At 42.2% G+C, this 15,080-nt stretch carries 12 protein-coding genes; 11 read left to right on the top strand and 1 reads right to left on the bottom strand.

Features of this window, described 5'->3' with window-relative positions; all coding sequences use genetic code 11:
• Nucleotides 1-91 precede the first annotated feature (91 nt).
• Nucleotides 92-745 carry an ATP-dependent Clp endopeptidase proteolytic subunit ClpP gene (gene clpP / locus HC643_RS33455; RefSeq protein ID WP_050046570.1) on the bottom strand — a complete coding sequence of 218 codons (654 nt, stop codon included), beginning with the start codon at nt 743-745 and terminating at the stop codon, nt 92-94.
• 2,227 nt (nt 746-2,972) lie between these two features.
• Between clpP and HC643_RS33450 the strand changes: the two genes are divergently transcribed.
• The 11 genes from HC643_RS33450 to HC643_RS33400 all read left to right on the top strand — a co-directional run bounded on the left by HC643_RS33450 (nt 2,973) and on the right by HC643_RS33400 (nt 14,980).
• The gene (locus HC643_RS33450) at nt 2,973-3,941 is read left to right on the top strand and encodes a response regulator transcription factor (RefSeq protein ID WP_038073306.1); all 969 of its coding nucleotides are present in this window, start codon (nt 2,973-2,975) and stop codon (nt 3,939-3,941) included.
• Nucleotides 3,942-4,750: 809 nt separating this feature from the next.
• Nucleotides 4,751-5,797: a 3-deoxy-7-phosphoheptulonate synthase gene (gene aroF, locus HC643_RS33445; protein WP_038073308.1), complete on the top strand. Its 1,047-nt coding sequence runs from the start codon at nt 4,751-4,753 to the stop codon at nt 5,795-5,797.
• Nucleotides 5,798-5,987: 190 nt separating this feature from the next.
• Nucleotides 5,988-7,442: an NAD(P)/FAD-dependent oxidoreductase gene (locus HC643_RS33440; RefSeq protein ID WP_038073311.1), complete on the top strand. Its 1,455-nt coding sequence runs from the start codon at nt 5,988-5,990 to the stop codon at nt 7,440-7,442.
• Nucleotides 7,443-7,585: 143 nt separating this feature from the next.
• Nucleotides 7,586-8,455 (top strand): class I SAM-dependent methyltransferase, encoded by an 870-nt coding sequence (locus HC643_RS33435; RefSeq protein WP_038073314.1) that lies wholly within the window; start codon nt 7,586-7,588, stop codon nt 8,453-8,455.
• Nucleotides 8,456-8,739: 284 nt separating this feature from the next.
• On the top strand, nt 8,740-9,765 hold the full coding sequence (gene ltaE / locus HC643_RS33430) for a low-specificity L-threonine aldolase (RefSeq protein ID WP_038073317.1): 1,026 nt from the start codon (nt 8,740-8,742) through the stop codon (nt 9,763-9,765).
• Between the two features lie 124 nt (nt 9,766-9,889).
• A complete protein-coding gene (locus HC643_RS33425; RefSeq protein ID WP_038073320.1) occupies nt 9,890-11,137 on the top strand; it encodes an FAD-dependent oxidoreductase in 1,248 nt (415 codons plus the stop codon).
• A gap of 32 nt (nt 11,138-11,169) precedes the next feature.
• Nucleotides 11,170-11,955 (top strand): alpha/beta fold hydrolase, encoded by a 786-nt coding sequence (locus tag HC643_RS33420; protein WP_063779582.1) that lies wholly within the window; start codon nt 11,170-11,172, stop codon nt 11,953-11,955.
• 48 nt (nt 11,956-12,003) lie between these two features.
• On the top strand, nt 12,004-13,338 hold the full coding sequence (locus tag HC643_RS33415) for a cupin domain-containing protein (RefSeq protein WP_050046572.1): 1,335 nt from the start codon (nt 12,004-12,006) through the stop codon (nt 13,336-13,338).
• 105 nt (nt 13,339-13,443) lie between these two features.
• The gene (locus HC643_RS33410) at nt 13,444-13,860 is read left to right on the top strand and encodes a DoxX family protein (protein WP_038073323.1); all 417 of its coding nucleotides are present in this window, start codon (nt 13,444-13,446) and stop codon (nt 13,858-13,860) included.
• A gap of 376 nt (nt 13,861-14,236) precedes the next feature.
• Entirely contained in the window at nt 14,237-14,773 is a 537-nt protein-coding gene (locus HC643_RS33405) for a Crp/Fnr family transcriptional regulator (protein WP_050046573.1), read from the top strand.
• A 12-nt stretch (nt 14,774-14,785) separates the two neighbouring features.
• Nucleotides 14,786-14,980 (top strand): heavy-metal-associated domain-containing protein, encoded by a 195-nt coding sequence (locus tag HC643_RS33400; RefSeq protein ID WP_038073325.1) that lies wholly within the window; start codon nt 14,786-14,788, stop codon nt 14,978-14,980.
• Nucleotides 14,981-15,080: the final 100 nt, after the last annotated feature.

The following is a 15,080-nucleotide window of genomic DNA, read 5'->3' as shown; positions in this document are numbered from 1 at the left end:
GTAAGGAGAGACTATAGGGGTTTTCTAAGGAACATTTTTATACAGATAAAAATGCCACGGTAGGTCTCTACATTGCTTTTCACTCCTATATCTAATGCCCGTTGAGTAAATACCGATCGGTTACAGAATGAGTGGAATCTAGAGCAGATGTTGGTGTCTTCAAAATAACGCTATCCACTAATCCGTAGATTTTTGCTTCTTCCGCACTCATAAAAAAGTCTCGTTCTAAATCTCGTTCAATCTTCTCTAAAGATTGGTTGGTATTGGCTGCCAATATCTTGTTGATAGTTTGTTTGGTGTGCAAAATTTCCCTAGCCGCTACCTCAATGTCACTCGCTGCACCTTGAACCCCCCCTGAAGGCTGATGAATCATAATCCGAGCATTGGGTAAAGCATATCTTTTACTTTTTGCTCCAGAAGACAGCAAAAATGCACCCATCGAAGCTGCAAAACCAACACAGACAGTACATACTTCAGCACGAATTTGATTCATAGTATCGTAAATTGCCATTCCTGCTGTGACCGAGCCCCCAGGGCTATTGATGTACAAGAATACATCCCGCTCTGGATCTTCAGCATCAAGAAATAGCAATTGAGCAACAATTAAATTAGCTATCTCATCAGTCACTTCGCTTTTTAAAAAAACAATGCGCTCTGCTAGCAAACGAGAATAAATGTCAAAGGCTCTCTCCCCTTTGTCTGAAGGTTGAATCACAATCGGAATGTTGAAATTAGTGGAACTCATATTTTTTACTCCAAAGCTTATCTGACGGATGTAGAGACACTTTAAGAACTGACTTCCGTAGGCTTAAGGGTATTTTGGGGTTTTCAGGTGTTGCAGTTTCCTCCAAACCCCCTTAAAAAAACTACGGTGTACACATAAATCTGAAATATAGCAATCCGTGTAGGAGCGACAAACACCTCTTCCTTGTCCTCCTTGTTCGGATCTCAAATAGGATTGCCATAGTTAACGCACTGAGGATTGAGCGTTAGTTTTACCTCACCCCTGACCCTCCATCGTAAAGAGAAATTTAATTTTTTATTTCTGAATACCTCAGGGGATTAAGGGGGTAAACTCGATTTGTGCATGCACTGTCCCTTAAAAAGGGAAGCTATGCGTAAGTTCTAGCTTCAAATAGCTAGCCTCAATTGCAAACTCTAAATATAGTTAAGCTTTTACTTAACTATAAACATTATATTTAAGTAAAAGCTTAAATGTCAATCATGAGAACTGTAAAAAAATACAGTAGTTTTCAAGCTTTAGAAACAAACTGCGATTCTGTGGTACGGGCGTCCTGGCTGTATTACAAAAATTACAAAGAAATATGAATAAATCTCCTCTGCTTCTTGCTGTGTGTCCTCGTTACATTCACTTAACTTAATATAAAGTCTTTGTTAAATTTATTTACGGGTATAGCTTTTGGTGTGTCACACTTACGAACTAGCACTGGTTAAATATTTGGAGTAGAAAGTCCGCAACTCCTGACTTTTGCTTTTTAGTTACTTTGTATGGGTGTAACGAATGATATGATGTGAAGTTAGTATCAATCAAATCCAATACTATTTACACCACTACATTCTGGAGCGTCTTACTTGTGTGTTATTACGAAATCTGGTATCCTCTCGAAGGGAATTAAGCAGCTCCGTCAAATCTTCTGGTGTGGCAAATCTTACCGCAACAGAAATCTTATTTAACCAGGGAAAGTAGTGATTGGTTTGATGGATGTAACAAATAAGTCCGTCCTCTACAGATACAAAAGCTAAATCTTAAATTTATGGAGGTATCTGTACGGATTGACAGTGTTCTACCAGTCAGGGATTTACTTGTTAGGCTGCAAACCCCTTGCAAATTATCATATTGGCTGTTCTGGGTTCACACGACCTAACCAGCCCCAGTCCTGCTGGGACTGTGTTTGGGGAAATGTTTGTGTTCCTGCCTTTAGGGTGCTCGCCAGCCCCAGAGTTACCGAAACTAGGTAGGTTGAGCAAGCCTAAGTAGAGACGCAATAATTTGCGTCTTTGCAAACGTGCATCTCGAAACAGTTCTTAACCCAGACATAACGTTTTTCGCATGACTGGGTTGATTGGAAGAGGCTTTACACGGCGCACCAAAGAGAACACCGGACGCGCAACGAGTCTGCCCCTTCCTGGGAAGTTCTGCAAGAGCATAATCTGCTCGGAGCAAAGATTTGCGGTGAAATGACAACCAATATTTTGGCAATCTTTTTTGGGTTGCCTTGGTATTTTGCACAACCATAACCTAAGTGACCTCAAAAATAACGTCTGAAGTATGAAGTATGAAGTCAACCCTATGAATGAATTCGGGAGGCAGCGCTTTGCACGGAGAAGTCGGCTGAAAGGTTTTCCTCGATCCCAACTTCGCCCCATGTCCTTCGGATATCCTACGTGCTTAGCTCCTTTGCAGGAGATAACACAAGTTTCTACGGTAGCGCGTTGCTGTAGTCGAGAATGTTTTTGTGACTGTCTCCCTATTGTGACGACTGCTATGGGTTTAAAACTTAGATTGTATATTCTGCGTGCTACCAGAATAAGTTCGGGTACTTGTGCTGGCAATAGCACTTTTTTACGCTTAGTTCTTCATCTTTTAGACTTTATTTTTCATATTGGGAAAGCACTACATTATAAAGTAAGAAGGCAGAAGTACGACGGCAGAGGAGCCACTGCGGTGGACGGGTTTCCCGGCATAAAGCAAGTGGCGTGGCAGAAGGGAATCCCCATGTATAAATGTGAGGGATTTAATAAAGTTTGCACTCTATTATTTTTCGACCTAAATCAATTCAGGGACGCTACACCCTTTGGCAGAGCACAGAAGACTTGCTTTTGTATGAAATCTTACAATATCAACCTTCTGCCCTCTGCCATCTGCCCTCTACCTTTCTTTTGGTAACTTGTCACTCTACCAAGTGGTTTGTCACTGTACACCTGTGAATTGTCCATAAACCCGTATTTGGATGGCAAAGGAAACGGTGAAAAAGATTTTAGTGATTGAAAATAAAGCAGAAACCCGAAAACTTTTTCTTTCATGCCTAAAAGCTGAAGGTTTCCATGCGATTAGTGCTGAAAACGGTGCGATCGCAGTTCAAAGAGCACAACAAGAGTTACCCGATCTAATCATCAGCGAAGTTTTAGTGCCGAAACTCGATGGTTTTAGAGTTTTAATGGCATTACGCCAAGATCCAGCCACAGCAATTATTCCTTTTATCTTTGTCACCGCTAAAGTCAGTCGCACTGATATCCGCAAAGGTATGGAATTGGGAGCAGATGATTACATCACAAAACCTTGTACATTAGACGAATTACTCAAAGCGATCGCAACTCGCCTGCAGAGGCAAAGCTTCCTGCAAAAGTTATATGGAACAGTACCCACATCAGTAACAGAAAAGCCCACAGGCGATAGTTGCGGCACGTCTTTGACGAACGCAGTTGCTCCAACCGGCGAAACATCTACTGGCACTTTTCTATACTCTGGTTCTAAGAACACAGGAGCCCTTTGTGCAAAGCAAAACTTCTCACCCAATAAAGCCATGAAATCGGACGAGCCCCAGTCAATTCTGCCATCCGAGCCAGAATTGAGAGAGGTCTTCCGCTTCATTGAGGCGAACTACAATCAACAGATCACTTTGAGTGATGTCGCAGGAGCTGTAGGTTATTCTCCGGCTTATCTCACTAATCTTGTGAGACGGCAAACAGGACAAACTGTACAAGGGTGGATTATCGAGCGGCGAATGGCAGCAGCACGTTCCTTACTGTTGGAAACTAATGAAAGAGTCGAAGAAATCGCAGCCCAAGTTGGGTATTATCACACAGTTCATTTCTTTCGCCAGTTTCGCCAGTATCATGGAACAACTCCCCAAGCTTGGAGAAGGACACAGCTTGCTCAGTACAAAGCCCAATACACGCAAGAGAGACAAAACGGTTAGCTCTTGTGCGAAATACACTTAGTTCTGGGGGCGCGGCGGTATTGCGCCCCTACCGATCGAATTTATGCGTTTCTCTCATGCATTTGAAATATGCAGAAATTTTAAATTCTTAAAAAAATCAAAAGAAATTTCAACCTAAAGCCAAAAATTAACAAGAAGGGCAGAGGGCAGAAGTGATAAATCCCTTCTGCCTGATACCGTAGATCCTCTGCGCGACCTTCGGGAGCAACGGGTTTAAATCAAGCGCCATAATCTCCAAGAGGCGCGGTCTTCAATTAGGTGCGGGTTTAAATCCCCACCTAATTGCCTTCTGCTCTAGTAGCGAGCGTACTTCTGCCTTCGTTTTAAAATTTTATTCTAATCTTTTAATATTCTTTTATTAAAAAAAATTATATTTCCGATTTCTTTCCAGATGTTATCAATTTAAACCACTTTAATAACATAGAGGAATCTTATTTTTTCTTGAAATACCTGGAGGGATGTCTAAAGCCCGCCAAGAAACTGTGATTGGCTTTGCCAACGCTACCATTTTTCTTGAGTAATTTAGGATTCCTATAAATCAAATTCTTAATGCACAATACTAAACATCTATATGATTTCCGGAACAATCGCAATTATCATTGATTGTGTTTTAAATTAAACATTAGCGAAAGAATTGTTACTTTTCAAAAGATAGACTGTTGGCAAGCGCTTTTTAACTACAGTAAGCTTTAGAAGACAAAGAAAAAGGGTGAGGAGATAAAAACAAATAGTAACAACTGAACCACGGAAGACCATAAGATGCTGTTATTTAAGGAGGATTCTTATCTATGATCGTCGTCATGAAATCTGGTAGCCCATCAGAAGAAATTGAACGAATCATTAAAGAAATCCGCAGTTGGAATATCACTCCCGAAAAATCAATAGGTCAGCACAAAGTGGTGATTGGTTTAATAGGTGAAACAGCGGAGATTGACCCGGTACAAATTCAAAATTTGAGCCCCTGCATTGAGCAGGTTGTCCGGGTAAAAAAGCCTTTCAAACGAGCTTCTCTAGAATTTCACTCTTATCAACCGACTGACGTGGTTGTACCCACCCCAAATGGCTCTGTCAGTTTTGGTCAAAACCATCCTTTGGTTGTTGTAGCGGGACCTTGTTCTGTAGAAAATGAGGAGATGATTGTAGAAACAGCCCGGAGAGTGAAAGCTGCCGGAGCTAAATTTCTTCGAGGAGGGGCGTACAAACCCCGTACCTCCCCTTATGCTTTCCAAGGTCATGGAGAGAGTGCATTATTACTCTTAGATAAAGCACGAGAAGCCACTGGATTGGGAATCATTACAGAAGTGATGGATACAACTGATATAGAGAAAGTTGCATTTGTCGCAGATGTGTTGCAGGTTGGTGCTCGCAATATGCAAAACTTCTCACTTCTTAAGAAGATTGGTGCTACTGGCAAGCCAATTCTTTTGAAGCGCGGATTGTCAGCTACCATTGAAGAATGGTTGATGTCAGCCGAGTACATTTTGGCGGCTGGTAATCCCAATGTCATTCTGTGCGAACGCGGTATCCGCAGTTTCGATCGCCAATACACCCGCAATATTTTTGATATATCTGCAATTCCGGTTTTGCGATCGCTCACACACCTGCCCATCATGGTCGATCCCAGCCATGCTACTGGTAAATCGGAGTTTGTGCCAACAATGGCGAAGGCATCTGTAGCAGCTGGTGTTGATTCGGTGATGATTGAAGTTCATCCCAACCCAGGCAAAGCCCTTTCTGACGGTCCTCAATCTCTAACATGGGAAGGATTTGAGGAATTAATGCGGGATCTGCCCAATTTGGCGAATCCTTTTGAAAGGATAAAGGATAAAGTTTGAAGGATTAAGAATAAAAGATTGTTAATTCTTTCATACTTTATACTTCACAGTTCATCTCTAAATAAAACTTCTCCATTCAGGAAGGTTCTAACAGCCTTGGAGAAAAGCTTGCCATGCCTTGCTTAACGGAGAAGTTAACTGAATTCGTTGTTCTCAGAACTCTACAACCATAAAGGAGAAGAATCCTGTCATGTCCAATATACCAAATTCTACTCAAATTTTAGTCATCGGTGGCGGACCAGCTGGATCGACTGCTGCGACTTTATTAGCACGCGAGGGTTTTGACGTGACTTTGTTAGAACGAGATTTTTTTCCCCGATATCATATTGGTGAATCGCTTTTGCCATCTGCTTTAGAAATATTTGATTTACTTGGAGTACGGGACAAAGTTGAAGCCCAAGGATTTCAACGCAAGCCCGGAGCCTATTTGGAGTGGGGCAAAGAGAAGTGGAGCCTCAATTTTGGAGAACTCAGTGGCGACCATACTTATAGCTTTCAAGTTCGTCGTGCCGACTTTGACCACTTGCTTTTAGAGCATTCTAAAAGCCAAGGTGTGAAAGTTTTTGAGGGAACCGAAATTCGTCAAGTCTCTTTTGATGAAAATCGTCCAAAAAGTGCTACTTGGTCTCAATCCAATGGTGCGACGGGAGAAATCTCTTTTGATTTCGTCATTGATGCTTCAGGTCGTGCTGGTGTTTTGTCAACGCGCTATCTAAAAAACCGCCGAAACCACAACGTATTCCAAAATATAGCTATATGGGGTTATTGGAAGAACGTTCAAAGATTACCTCAAGGTCAAGAAGGAGCGATCGCAGTCGGTTCTATTCCAGAAGGTTGGCTGTGGGGAATCCCCTTGGATGAAGAGATTATGAGTATCGGAGTGGTCATGCACAAAGATATTTATAAAGAAAGACGCAATAAGAAGTTGGAAGATATTTACTCAGAAGCCATTGAAGAATGCTCTCTTATCTCTGATATGGTTGCACCAGGTCAGTTAGTATCAGAAGTCAAAGTCGAGCAAGACTATTCTTACACCTCTGACTACTTCTCCGGTCCGGGCTACTTTATGTCAGGAGATGCTGCTTGCTTCCTAGATCCGCTCTTATCAAGTGGAGTTCATCTTGCCACTTACAGCGCACTCCTAGCAGCCGCAAGTATCGCAAGCATTAAGCGCGGTGAGATTGACGAAGCACAAGCCACTACATTTTATGACAAGAGCTATCGGCAAGCATATCTGCGGTTCCTCGTGTTTGTCTCAGCTTTCTACGACCAGAACCGTGGTAAAGATTCCTATTTTTGGGAAGCACAAAAATTAAGCCGCCACGATTTCAGTGGTGCCGATCTAAAACTCGCTTTCTTAAACCTAGTGTCTGGAGTGGAAGACTTAGTCGATGCCCAAGAAGGTGTCAGCGAATTTGCTGTCAACGAGATGTCAAAGCGGATCAAAGATAACCATAACCTTCGTCAGGACAAAGAAGCTTTGGCATCAAAAGACAAGGCTACGGATTCTACAATCCAAGCTACAAATAATTTCTTTAATGCAGTAGAAGGTTTCTTTTCACTTTCAGCCGCAGGAGCTATTGACGGTGTATATGTTGTTACTAAGCCAAACATAGGTTTAGCAACTGTAGAGGCTAGAGTCTAGGGACTGGGGATAAGGGAGACAAGGGAGACAAGGGGAAATATATTTTGACCAATCCTTTCATCCCTTTATCCCTCAATCCCCTAACCCCCAACCCCCAACGCTCAATACCCAATCCCCCAAGCAAAAATTTAAGGAGTCTCCTCATGTCCGTTTTTGTACCTGACAACCTTCTAGATGATGTTAAGTCAGAGGAAATTGATGTTGCAGCCCAAATGCGTAAAGGGCATCCCCAAATTCCTGAAGGTGACGCTTACATCATTAGGCTGATAAAACAATACGCTCAAAAATTGGGACGACCAATTCGCGTATTTGACGTTGGTTGCGGAACCGGATATTTTGCTTCAAAGTTAGCAAAACGTCTCCCTGAAATAGAACTTATTGCAAATGAGGATGAACCAGAAATTGTTGCTAAATTGGAACGTCGTTTAGCAACTGATACTAATGCTAAAGTGTTCTCCGGTTCTTTTGAAGAATGGAATGAAACTGTAGATATAGTTCTTTCCTGGGGAGCACATCACCATCTTCCGAAAAATTACTTGGCTCATGCCAAGCAAATATTACATCAAGATGGTGTTATCATTGTAGGTGATGAGTTTTGCCCAGAATATTGCAAAAACCATCACGAAAAACGCATAGCTAATGCTGAATTGATCCACATTGCAAACGGGTATATCTTAACCACTGCAGAAGAGGTAGAGAACTATCAGCAAACGGGTCACATCCCAGAAGCAGCATTGGATCTCGAACGTCGCCGACAGCAGGCACTGTGGACGTGGTACAGGTATGTTGTTGATTTCGCTATGGATCGCAACTGTATTGGTGTTGCAATTGATGAACTGCGAGCAACTCACGATGACCTAATTACAGAGTTAGGTATTGAACATAAAATGTCTCCACTGATCGTGGAGCAAGAGTTTAGGCTCGGTAACTTCCGACAAATTTCCAAGAAAGTTTTTGGTCCTTCCTATGCACCGGAATACCAAAGCTTTGTTATCTACGAATTGGGAATTTAAAGTAGGCTAATGGCTAATGGCTAATAGCTAATAGCTAATGGCTAATGGCTAATAGCCACTAATCACTAGCCCTATGCTTTCGGTACGCTACGCAAACAAGTATCTCCTTACGGAAAAGCTATACGATGCTGCAGGTTATGCCCGCAAGGGCTATAAGCTGGTCCCCAGGACGTAGGAAACCTTCTTACAGCACTAGTCTCACCGCCTACTTTCTCTGAACTCACCATTAGCCATTAGCCATTAGCCATTAGCAATTAGCAATTAGCAATTAGCAATTAGCAATTATGATTGACCTCCGCAGTGATACAGTAACGCAGCCAACTCCTGCCATGCGTCAAGCTATGGCTTCTGCTAAAGTTGGTGATGATGTGTACGGTGAAGACCCTTCTGTCCGCCAGATCGAGGAATATGCGACCCATCTCACGGGTAAAGAAACTGCATTGTTTGTTCCCACAGGTACAATGGCAAACCAAATCGCATTAGGTGCGCTTACCAAACCTGGTGATGAAGTGATTATAGGTACAGGTAGTCATTGTTACCTTTATGAAGGCGGTGCAGGTGCTGCTCTCAACGGTTTGCAATTTCAAACTGTTGGTAACAATGGTCGATTTACCGCTCGTGATGTTAGTGCTAGTTACAAACCGGATAACCATCACCAAAGCCCAACAACTGTTGTTGCTTTTGAAAACACCCACAACCGTGGTGGGGGATGGGTTTGGGATATTAATGAGTTGCGATTGTCTGCATCTGTTGCTCGCGAATATGGAATGTCACTCCACTTAGATGGCGCTCGTATTTTTAACGCTGAAGTGAAGAGTGGAGTGACTGTCAAAACCTGGTCGGAACCATTTGATACCGTCACGTTTTGCTTATCTAAAGGTTTGGGAGCACCTGCGGGAAGTGTTGTTTGCGGTTCTAAAGAGCAAATTCATCGCGCCCATCGTTTGCGGAAGATGTTTGGCGGTGCTATGAGGCAGGTAGGAATTTTTGCTGCGGCTGGTATGTATGCGCTAAAGCATCATGTAGAACGATTGGCAGACGATCACGCCAACGCTCAGTTATTGGCTCAGATGTTAGCAGAGACATCCGGTATTGTTCTCGATCCTGTAACGGTAGAAACAAACATTATTTGGTTTCAATTAGCACCCGATGTTCTTGACGCTCCAACTTTGGTAGCTGCTGCACGCGATCGCGGCGTGTTTTTGAGTTCTTCAGGGAAGCGAGCCGTTAGAGCCGTTACCCATCTTGATATTACCCGAGATGACTGCGTAATAGCAGCTGGAATAGTGGGTGAAATTCTTGCACAGTAAACGTTAGCGGTTGGTTGTTATTAGTTATTAATTAGTCGTTAGAAAATTTTTTAGTTGCTACTAACCATTAACTACTAGCCACTAACCACTAACAATTTCCTAATTAACTTTCCGTACAACGGATATGCAAATAAGTGAACGTATCATTATTGACATACAAGAAACAACGTGCTGTATAGTTGGAGGTGGTCCAGCAGGAGCGGTTCTAGCACTGCTCCTAGCACGTCAAGGAATTTCTGTTACGCTACTAGAAGCGCACAAAAACTTCGATCGCGACTTCCGAGGCGATACAATTCATGCAGGAGTCATGGAAATTGTAGAAGAACTTGGTCTCGTTGACCGATTGCTTCAAGAAATTCCGCATAATAAAACAGGTCAAATTCAATTTGTAACTCCTCATGATGCGATCGCGTTTGCCGACTTCAGTCATTTAAAGAGCCATCACCCTTACATCACAATTATTTCTCAGATCAATTTTCTAGAATTCATCATTGCTGAGGCAAAATGTTACCCTAACTTCCAGTTAGTTATGGGCGCTAATGTACAGCAGTTGATTGAAGAACATGGTAAGATTTGCGGAGTTCGCTATCGCGGACAAGGAGGATGGCATGAAGTACGAGCAGAATTAACCGTTGGTGCAGATGGTCGTTTTTCTAACATTCGTCAACTCGCAGGTATAGACCTTATTCAAGCGGCTCCACCAATAGATATTTTGTGGTTTCGCTTACCCCGAAACCCGGAAGAGCCAAAAGGTCTCAAGGCACGCTTTTCGAGTGGTCGTGTTTTAGTACAGACAGTAACGCCTACCTCTGACAAGTGGCAAATTGGTTACATTATTCCTAAGGGTTATTACCAGCAACTTCGGACTAACGGTATAGAAGCATTGCAAAAGTCTCTTGTCGAAGTTGTGCCAGAGTTTAGCGATCGTGTGGAGCATTTAAAAGATTGGAAGCAGGCTTCACTACTGACAGTTATAGTAGGTCGTGTTTCCCGATGGTATCGCCCTGGATTACTTTTGATTGGTGACGCTGCCCACGTACTATCTCCTATTGGTGGAGTTGGCATTAACTATGCAATTCAAGACGCTGTTGTAGCATCAAATATCATCAGCGAACCTCTTAAGGAAGGATATTTAAGGCTAACTCACTTAGCACAAGTACAACGCAAACGCCAGCTATCCATAAAAATTATTCAGGCGTTTCAATCTTTTATCCAGAGCCAAATTACTGTCAGAGCCCTCAAATCCGAAGGAACATTCAAACTACCGTTTTATATGCGCCTACCGCTCTGGCGAAACCTACTTGCAAGCTTGTTAGCTTACGGCATTTCACCACCTCATGTAAAGAAGCGATCGATGACCCGCAACCAATGACAATCTTAACTAACAATAAGGAATCTTTTCATATGGAATCCCGCATCCTCAATTTTCAAAACGGTAAATTCTCTATCAACTTTCTGCAAGGTGGTTCTGGAACTCCACTCTTATATCTTCATAGTGCGAGTGGATTGCAAACAGGAGAATATTTAAATCTTCTCAGTCAGAATTTTCAGGTATATGCTCCTTGGCATCCTGGTTTTGGCCCTTCAACGGGAGAAGAACACCTTAGCGATACAGTGGACTTAGCGCTTTATTACCAGGACTTGATGGACGAACTAGAAATTGAATCAGCCTGTGTAGTCGGTCATTCCTTTGGAGGTATGTTAGCAGCAGAAATCGCTGCTCTTTGCCCAAATCGAGTTAAGAAACTGGTATTGGTCAGCCCGCTTGGTCTCTTCCGAGAAGATTTACCAGTGCTTGACTTCTTTTCTGTCAGTCCAGACAAACTTGTCAATGCTTTATGGCACGATCCCAGTTCCAAAGTATTTCAGCACGCTCGCGCTACTGCAACATCGGAAACGCCACAAGTCGATTTAGAAGCTCAAAAGCAGAGATCTTTTGCAACTGCCAAAAAGTTCCTTGTTCCATTTTCCAATTGGGGGTTAAAACATCGCATTAACCACATTCAAGCACCTACATTAATTGTCTGGGGAGAGTCAGATGGACTTGTACCTTCAGACTATGCTCGAGATTTTTGCTCTCAAATCCAGCAAGCACAAGTCACTTTACTTCCAAACTGCGGTCATTTACCGATGTTTGAGCAGCAAGACAGTTTTATATCCACTGTCACAGAGTTTTTGCAAAAAGCGTAGTACATCAACTATTAGACTTTTTGCACCACCCATTCTAAGGAGAATTTTATGCATACGGAAACAGAGCTAAACCAGGAAAATACTGGGGAACAAAATACGGGTACTGAAGATGCGACATCCCAAGTCGCTTCTCAAGAACCATTGATACTTACAGATCAAAATCGACCTGGATATTGGCTGGTAGGCGATCACCCGACTTTTGTCGCCACTGGCGAGCAAACTAACGGGGAATATGCACTCTTGGATTTTTACACAGTACCGCAGGGCGGTCCTTTTCCCCACATTCACCGACAAGAAAACGAGTTTGCATATATTCTTGAAGGAGAAGTTTCTTACCAACTCAATGACCAAGTCGTCACTGCTACTCCCGGAACATTTATCTACAAACATCAAAATGATACTCATGGATTTCTTAATTTGGGAGATACAGCATCACGTCATTTAGAGTTTGTTTTTCCTGCAGGCTTGGAACAAGCGTTTGCAGAAATAGGTGTTCCCGGATCGGTTACATCCCCTCCCCCCAATGAAATCCCTCCTGCTGAGGCTTTAGATCGATTTTCAGGTATTTTAGCCGAATATGGTGTAGAAACATTAGACTCAATTATCTTCCACTCATCTGAATTCAACAAAACAAGGACTGGCGATCCGCAAGTTACTTTACTCCGTCCTGGGGAAGCAGAAGGAGAGGTCAGTGCAACACTTGCTCTCAGTAATGGTCTCTCAGTAGAAGTTGACTTTGCTGATGGTCAGAGAACTCAGACAGTAGCTCTTCCCATCTCTTCCAATACAACTGATGATTTGAGATTGACTATTACTAACCCCACAAATGGCGCTGTTGTTGGGTTATTACAAGATGAGGCTGTTCTGAGTTTTGCTGACGATGGCTCTTACACTCTAAAGAATGGAGATACACCTGAAACTACACCAAAATTAGAGCCCAACAACGAACAACGTGAAAAGTACTGGTTGGGAGGCGATCTTTATACTTATGTTGCTACAGCTGCTGACACAGAAGGAAAACTTTCACTCTTTGATGTTTATGTTCCACCCGGTACTGACAATGAAGATTTAATTTCTGCTCCTACAGATAAAGGATTCTTTGTTTTGGAGGGGAATGTCACCTTCGAGATGGAAGATCAATCCTTTACTGCAACTCCCAATACCTACGTCTTACTTCCTGAAGATAAATCCTTTGCTTTGACAAACCAAGGAACTTTACCTGCAGAGGTACTTATGTTTACAACAACTTCTCCCACAGCAATTGAAAGTTTTATCGCCAGCATGGGTACGGCTGGAGATATCTCTAATCCTCCACCATCTATTTTAGAACCTACAGTGACATCTGACATAAGTGCAATGATCGCTACAGAATCCATCATGTAAGCTCGTTGTTCTTCCCAAAGTATTGCCTAAAGATGAGTTCAATGAAATCGTAGAACAACTCAATGTTTCCGGCTCGCTCAAATTAAAAACTTGTTCAAGGTTCATATGCTCAAAAAGTACATATCTCTGGTTGCAAGATCTTCCCTGTCCTTGATTTTTCTCGAGTCTGGTGTCAATAAAATTCTGCATCCCGTTGCTACTCAAGAATTTATGGCTGCTTATGGTATGCCTCAGACAGGCTTCTTTTTAGTGAGTGCAATTTTGGTAGAATTGGGTGCTGGATCGTCAGTTTTACTGGGTTATAAAGCTCGTTGGGGAGCGATCGTGCTAGTTTTGTTCCTCATTGCTGCTACACTGATTTTTCATACCAATTTTTCCGATCCCATGCAGCTAGGTCAATTTATGAAGAACTTAGCTATTTTAGGTGGATTGCTGATGATAGTTCAATACGGACCTGGTGCAGTTAGTTTTGACACTCGATCTAATTTATCGAACTCAAAAAGTCAAATTGTCCGGTATTAGCCTAAATACTCAGTACATTTGATTACTGTACTGTTCTCAAATTCCTCTTTAGCAGTTTCTAGTTTCCAGCGATCGCTTATTTTTGCAGGCTTGTGAAGCCTTGATTCTCCTAAAGCATCAGTACATTAATCTTACACAGCCTAGTTTCTTAATTAAGACGTTGTGTATAAAGCGTCTGTAAAACAACAAAAGCAAACTTTGCACTTTTAGAGAAACTGGGTTTTCCCACCAAGTTGAAGACTGTATAGATGTTTTAGCGCAAAAGACTCGCACGACAAAAAGTGTGTTTCAGACAACTGAAACCACAATCTGTTCTGAAAAGCTGACTTGAGAGAACTACTTGCTTATCCACGAACACCTTTTGAGGATTAGAAAAATGAATGCGATTGATACTGATGCCCTCAACCAATTCAACGATCTGCCTTTTTTCTCTATACCACAAACTCAGCGACAAAAACTGTTTTCTCATGGTAAAGTACGCAAAGTTCAATCTGGCGAAAGATTGATTGAAGAAGGCACTACAGAGCCAATTCTTCTCATCCTTTTTGAAGGAGTCTGTCAAGTTCGCAAACTAGCACCAGAACATGAATTGAGCCAATTTCGAGAAGTCACTTTACGGCGTACACTGGCTCCTGCAATTTTTGGTGAAATGTCTTTTCTAGAGAGTAGACCTCATTCATCTTCTGTAGTAGCGACAACATCTTGTTTGGTGTGGGAGTTGACTTCTGAAGCTTTTCACCGATTTATGGATGGAAATATTAATCTTGGTATTGCTCTAAAGCGCAGTTTTAGTTATTTGATTGCACAGCGTTTGCGTGAGGCTGAAACAGCTTTAGCCGCTATGCTTGTCTATCAAGATACAGTTTCCCTGAAATACAACGACATTAGTTTTGATGACGGTTCGCAATCCTAAAAATACATAACTATGGCATTTCAATTAACAATTCCAAAAATGGCTTGTTCTGTCTGTGCTGATAAGATTACTAAAGCAATTCAAGCCATCGATCCTAACGCTACAGTGCTCACAGATCCAAGACTAAAGCTTGTAAGTATTGCCACAAAAGTATCAGAATTCACAGTTAGGCAAGCACTAGTCAGAATTGGTTATCCTGCCATTTAACAAGTATGAAGGATAAAGGATGAAAAATGAGTTTTACCCTTCATACTTCATACTTTACCTTCATACTTTATACGTCACCCTTCACTCTTCACCCTTAAAG

It is taken from the genome of Tolypothrix bouteillei VB521301, assembly GCF_000760695.4.
GTDB lineage: Bacteria > Cyanobacteriota > Cyanobacteriia > Cyanobacteriales > Nostocaceae > Scytonema > Scytonema bouteillei_A.
This window is presented reverse-complemented; position numbering and strand designations above follow the sequence as displayed.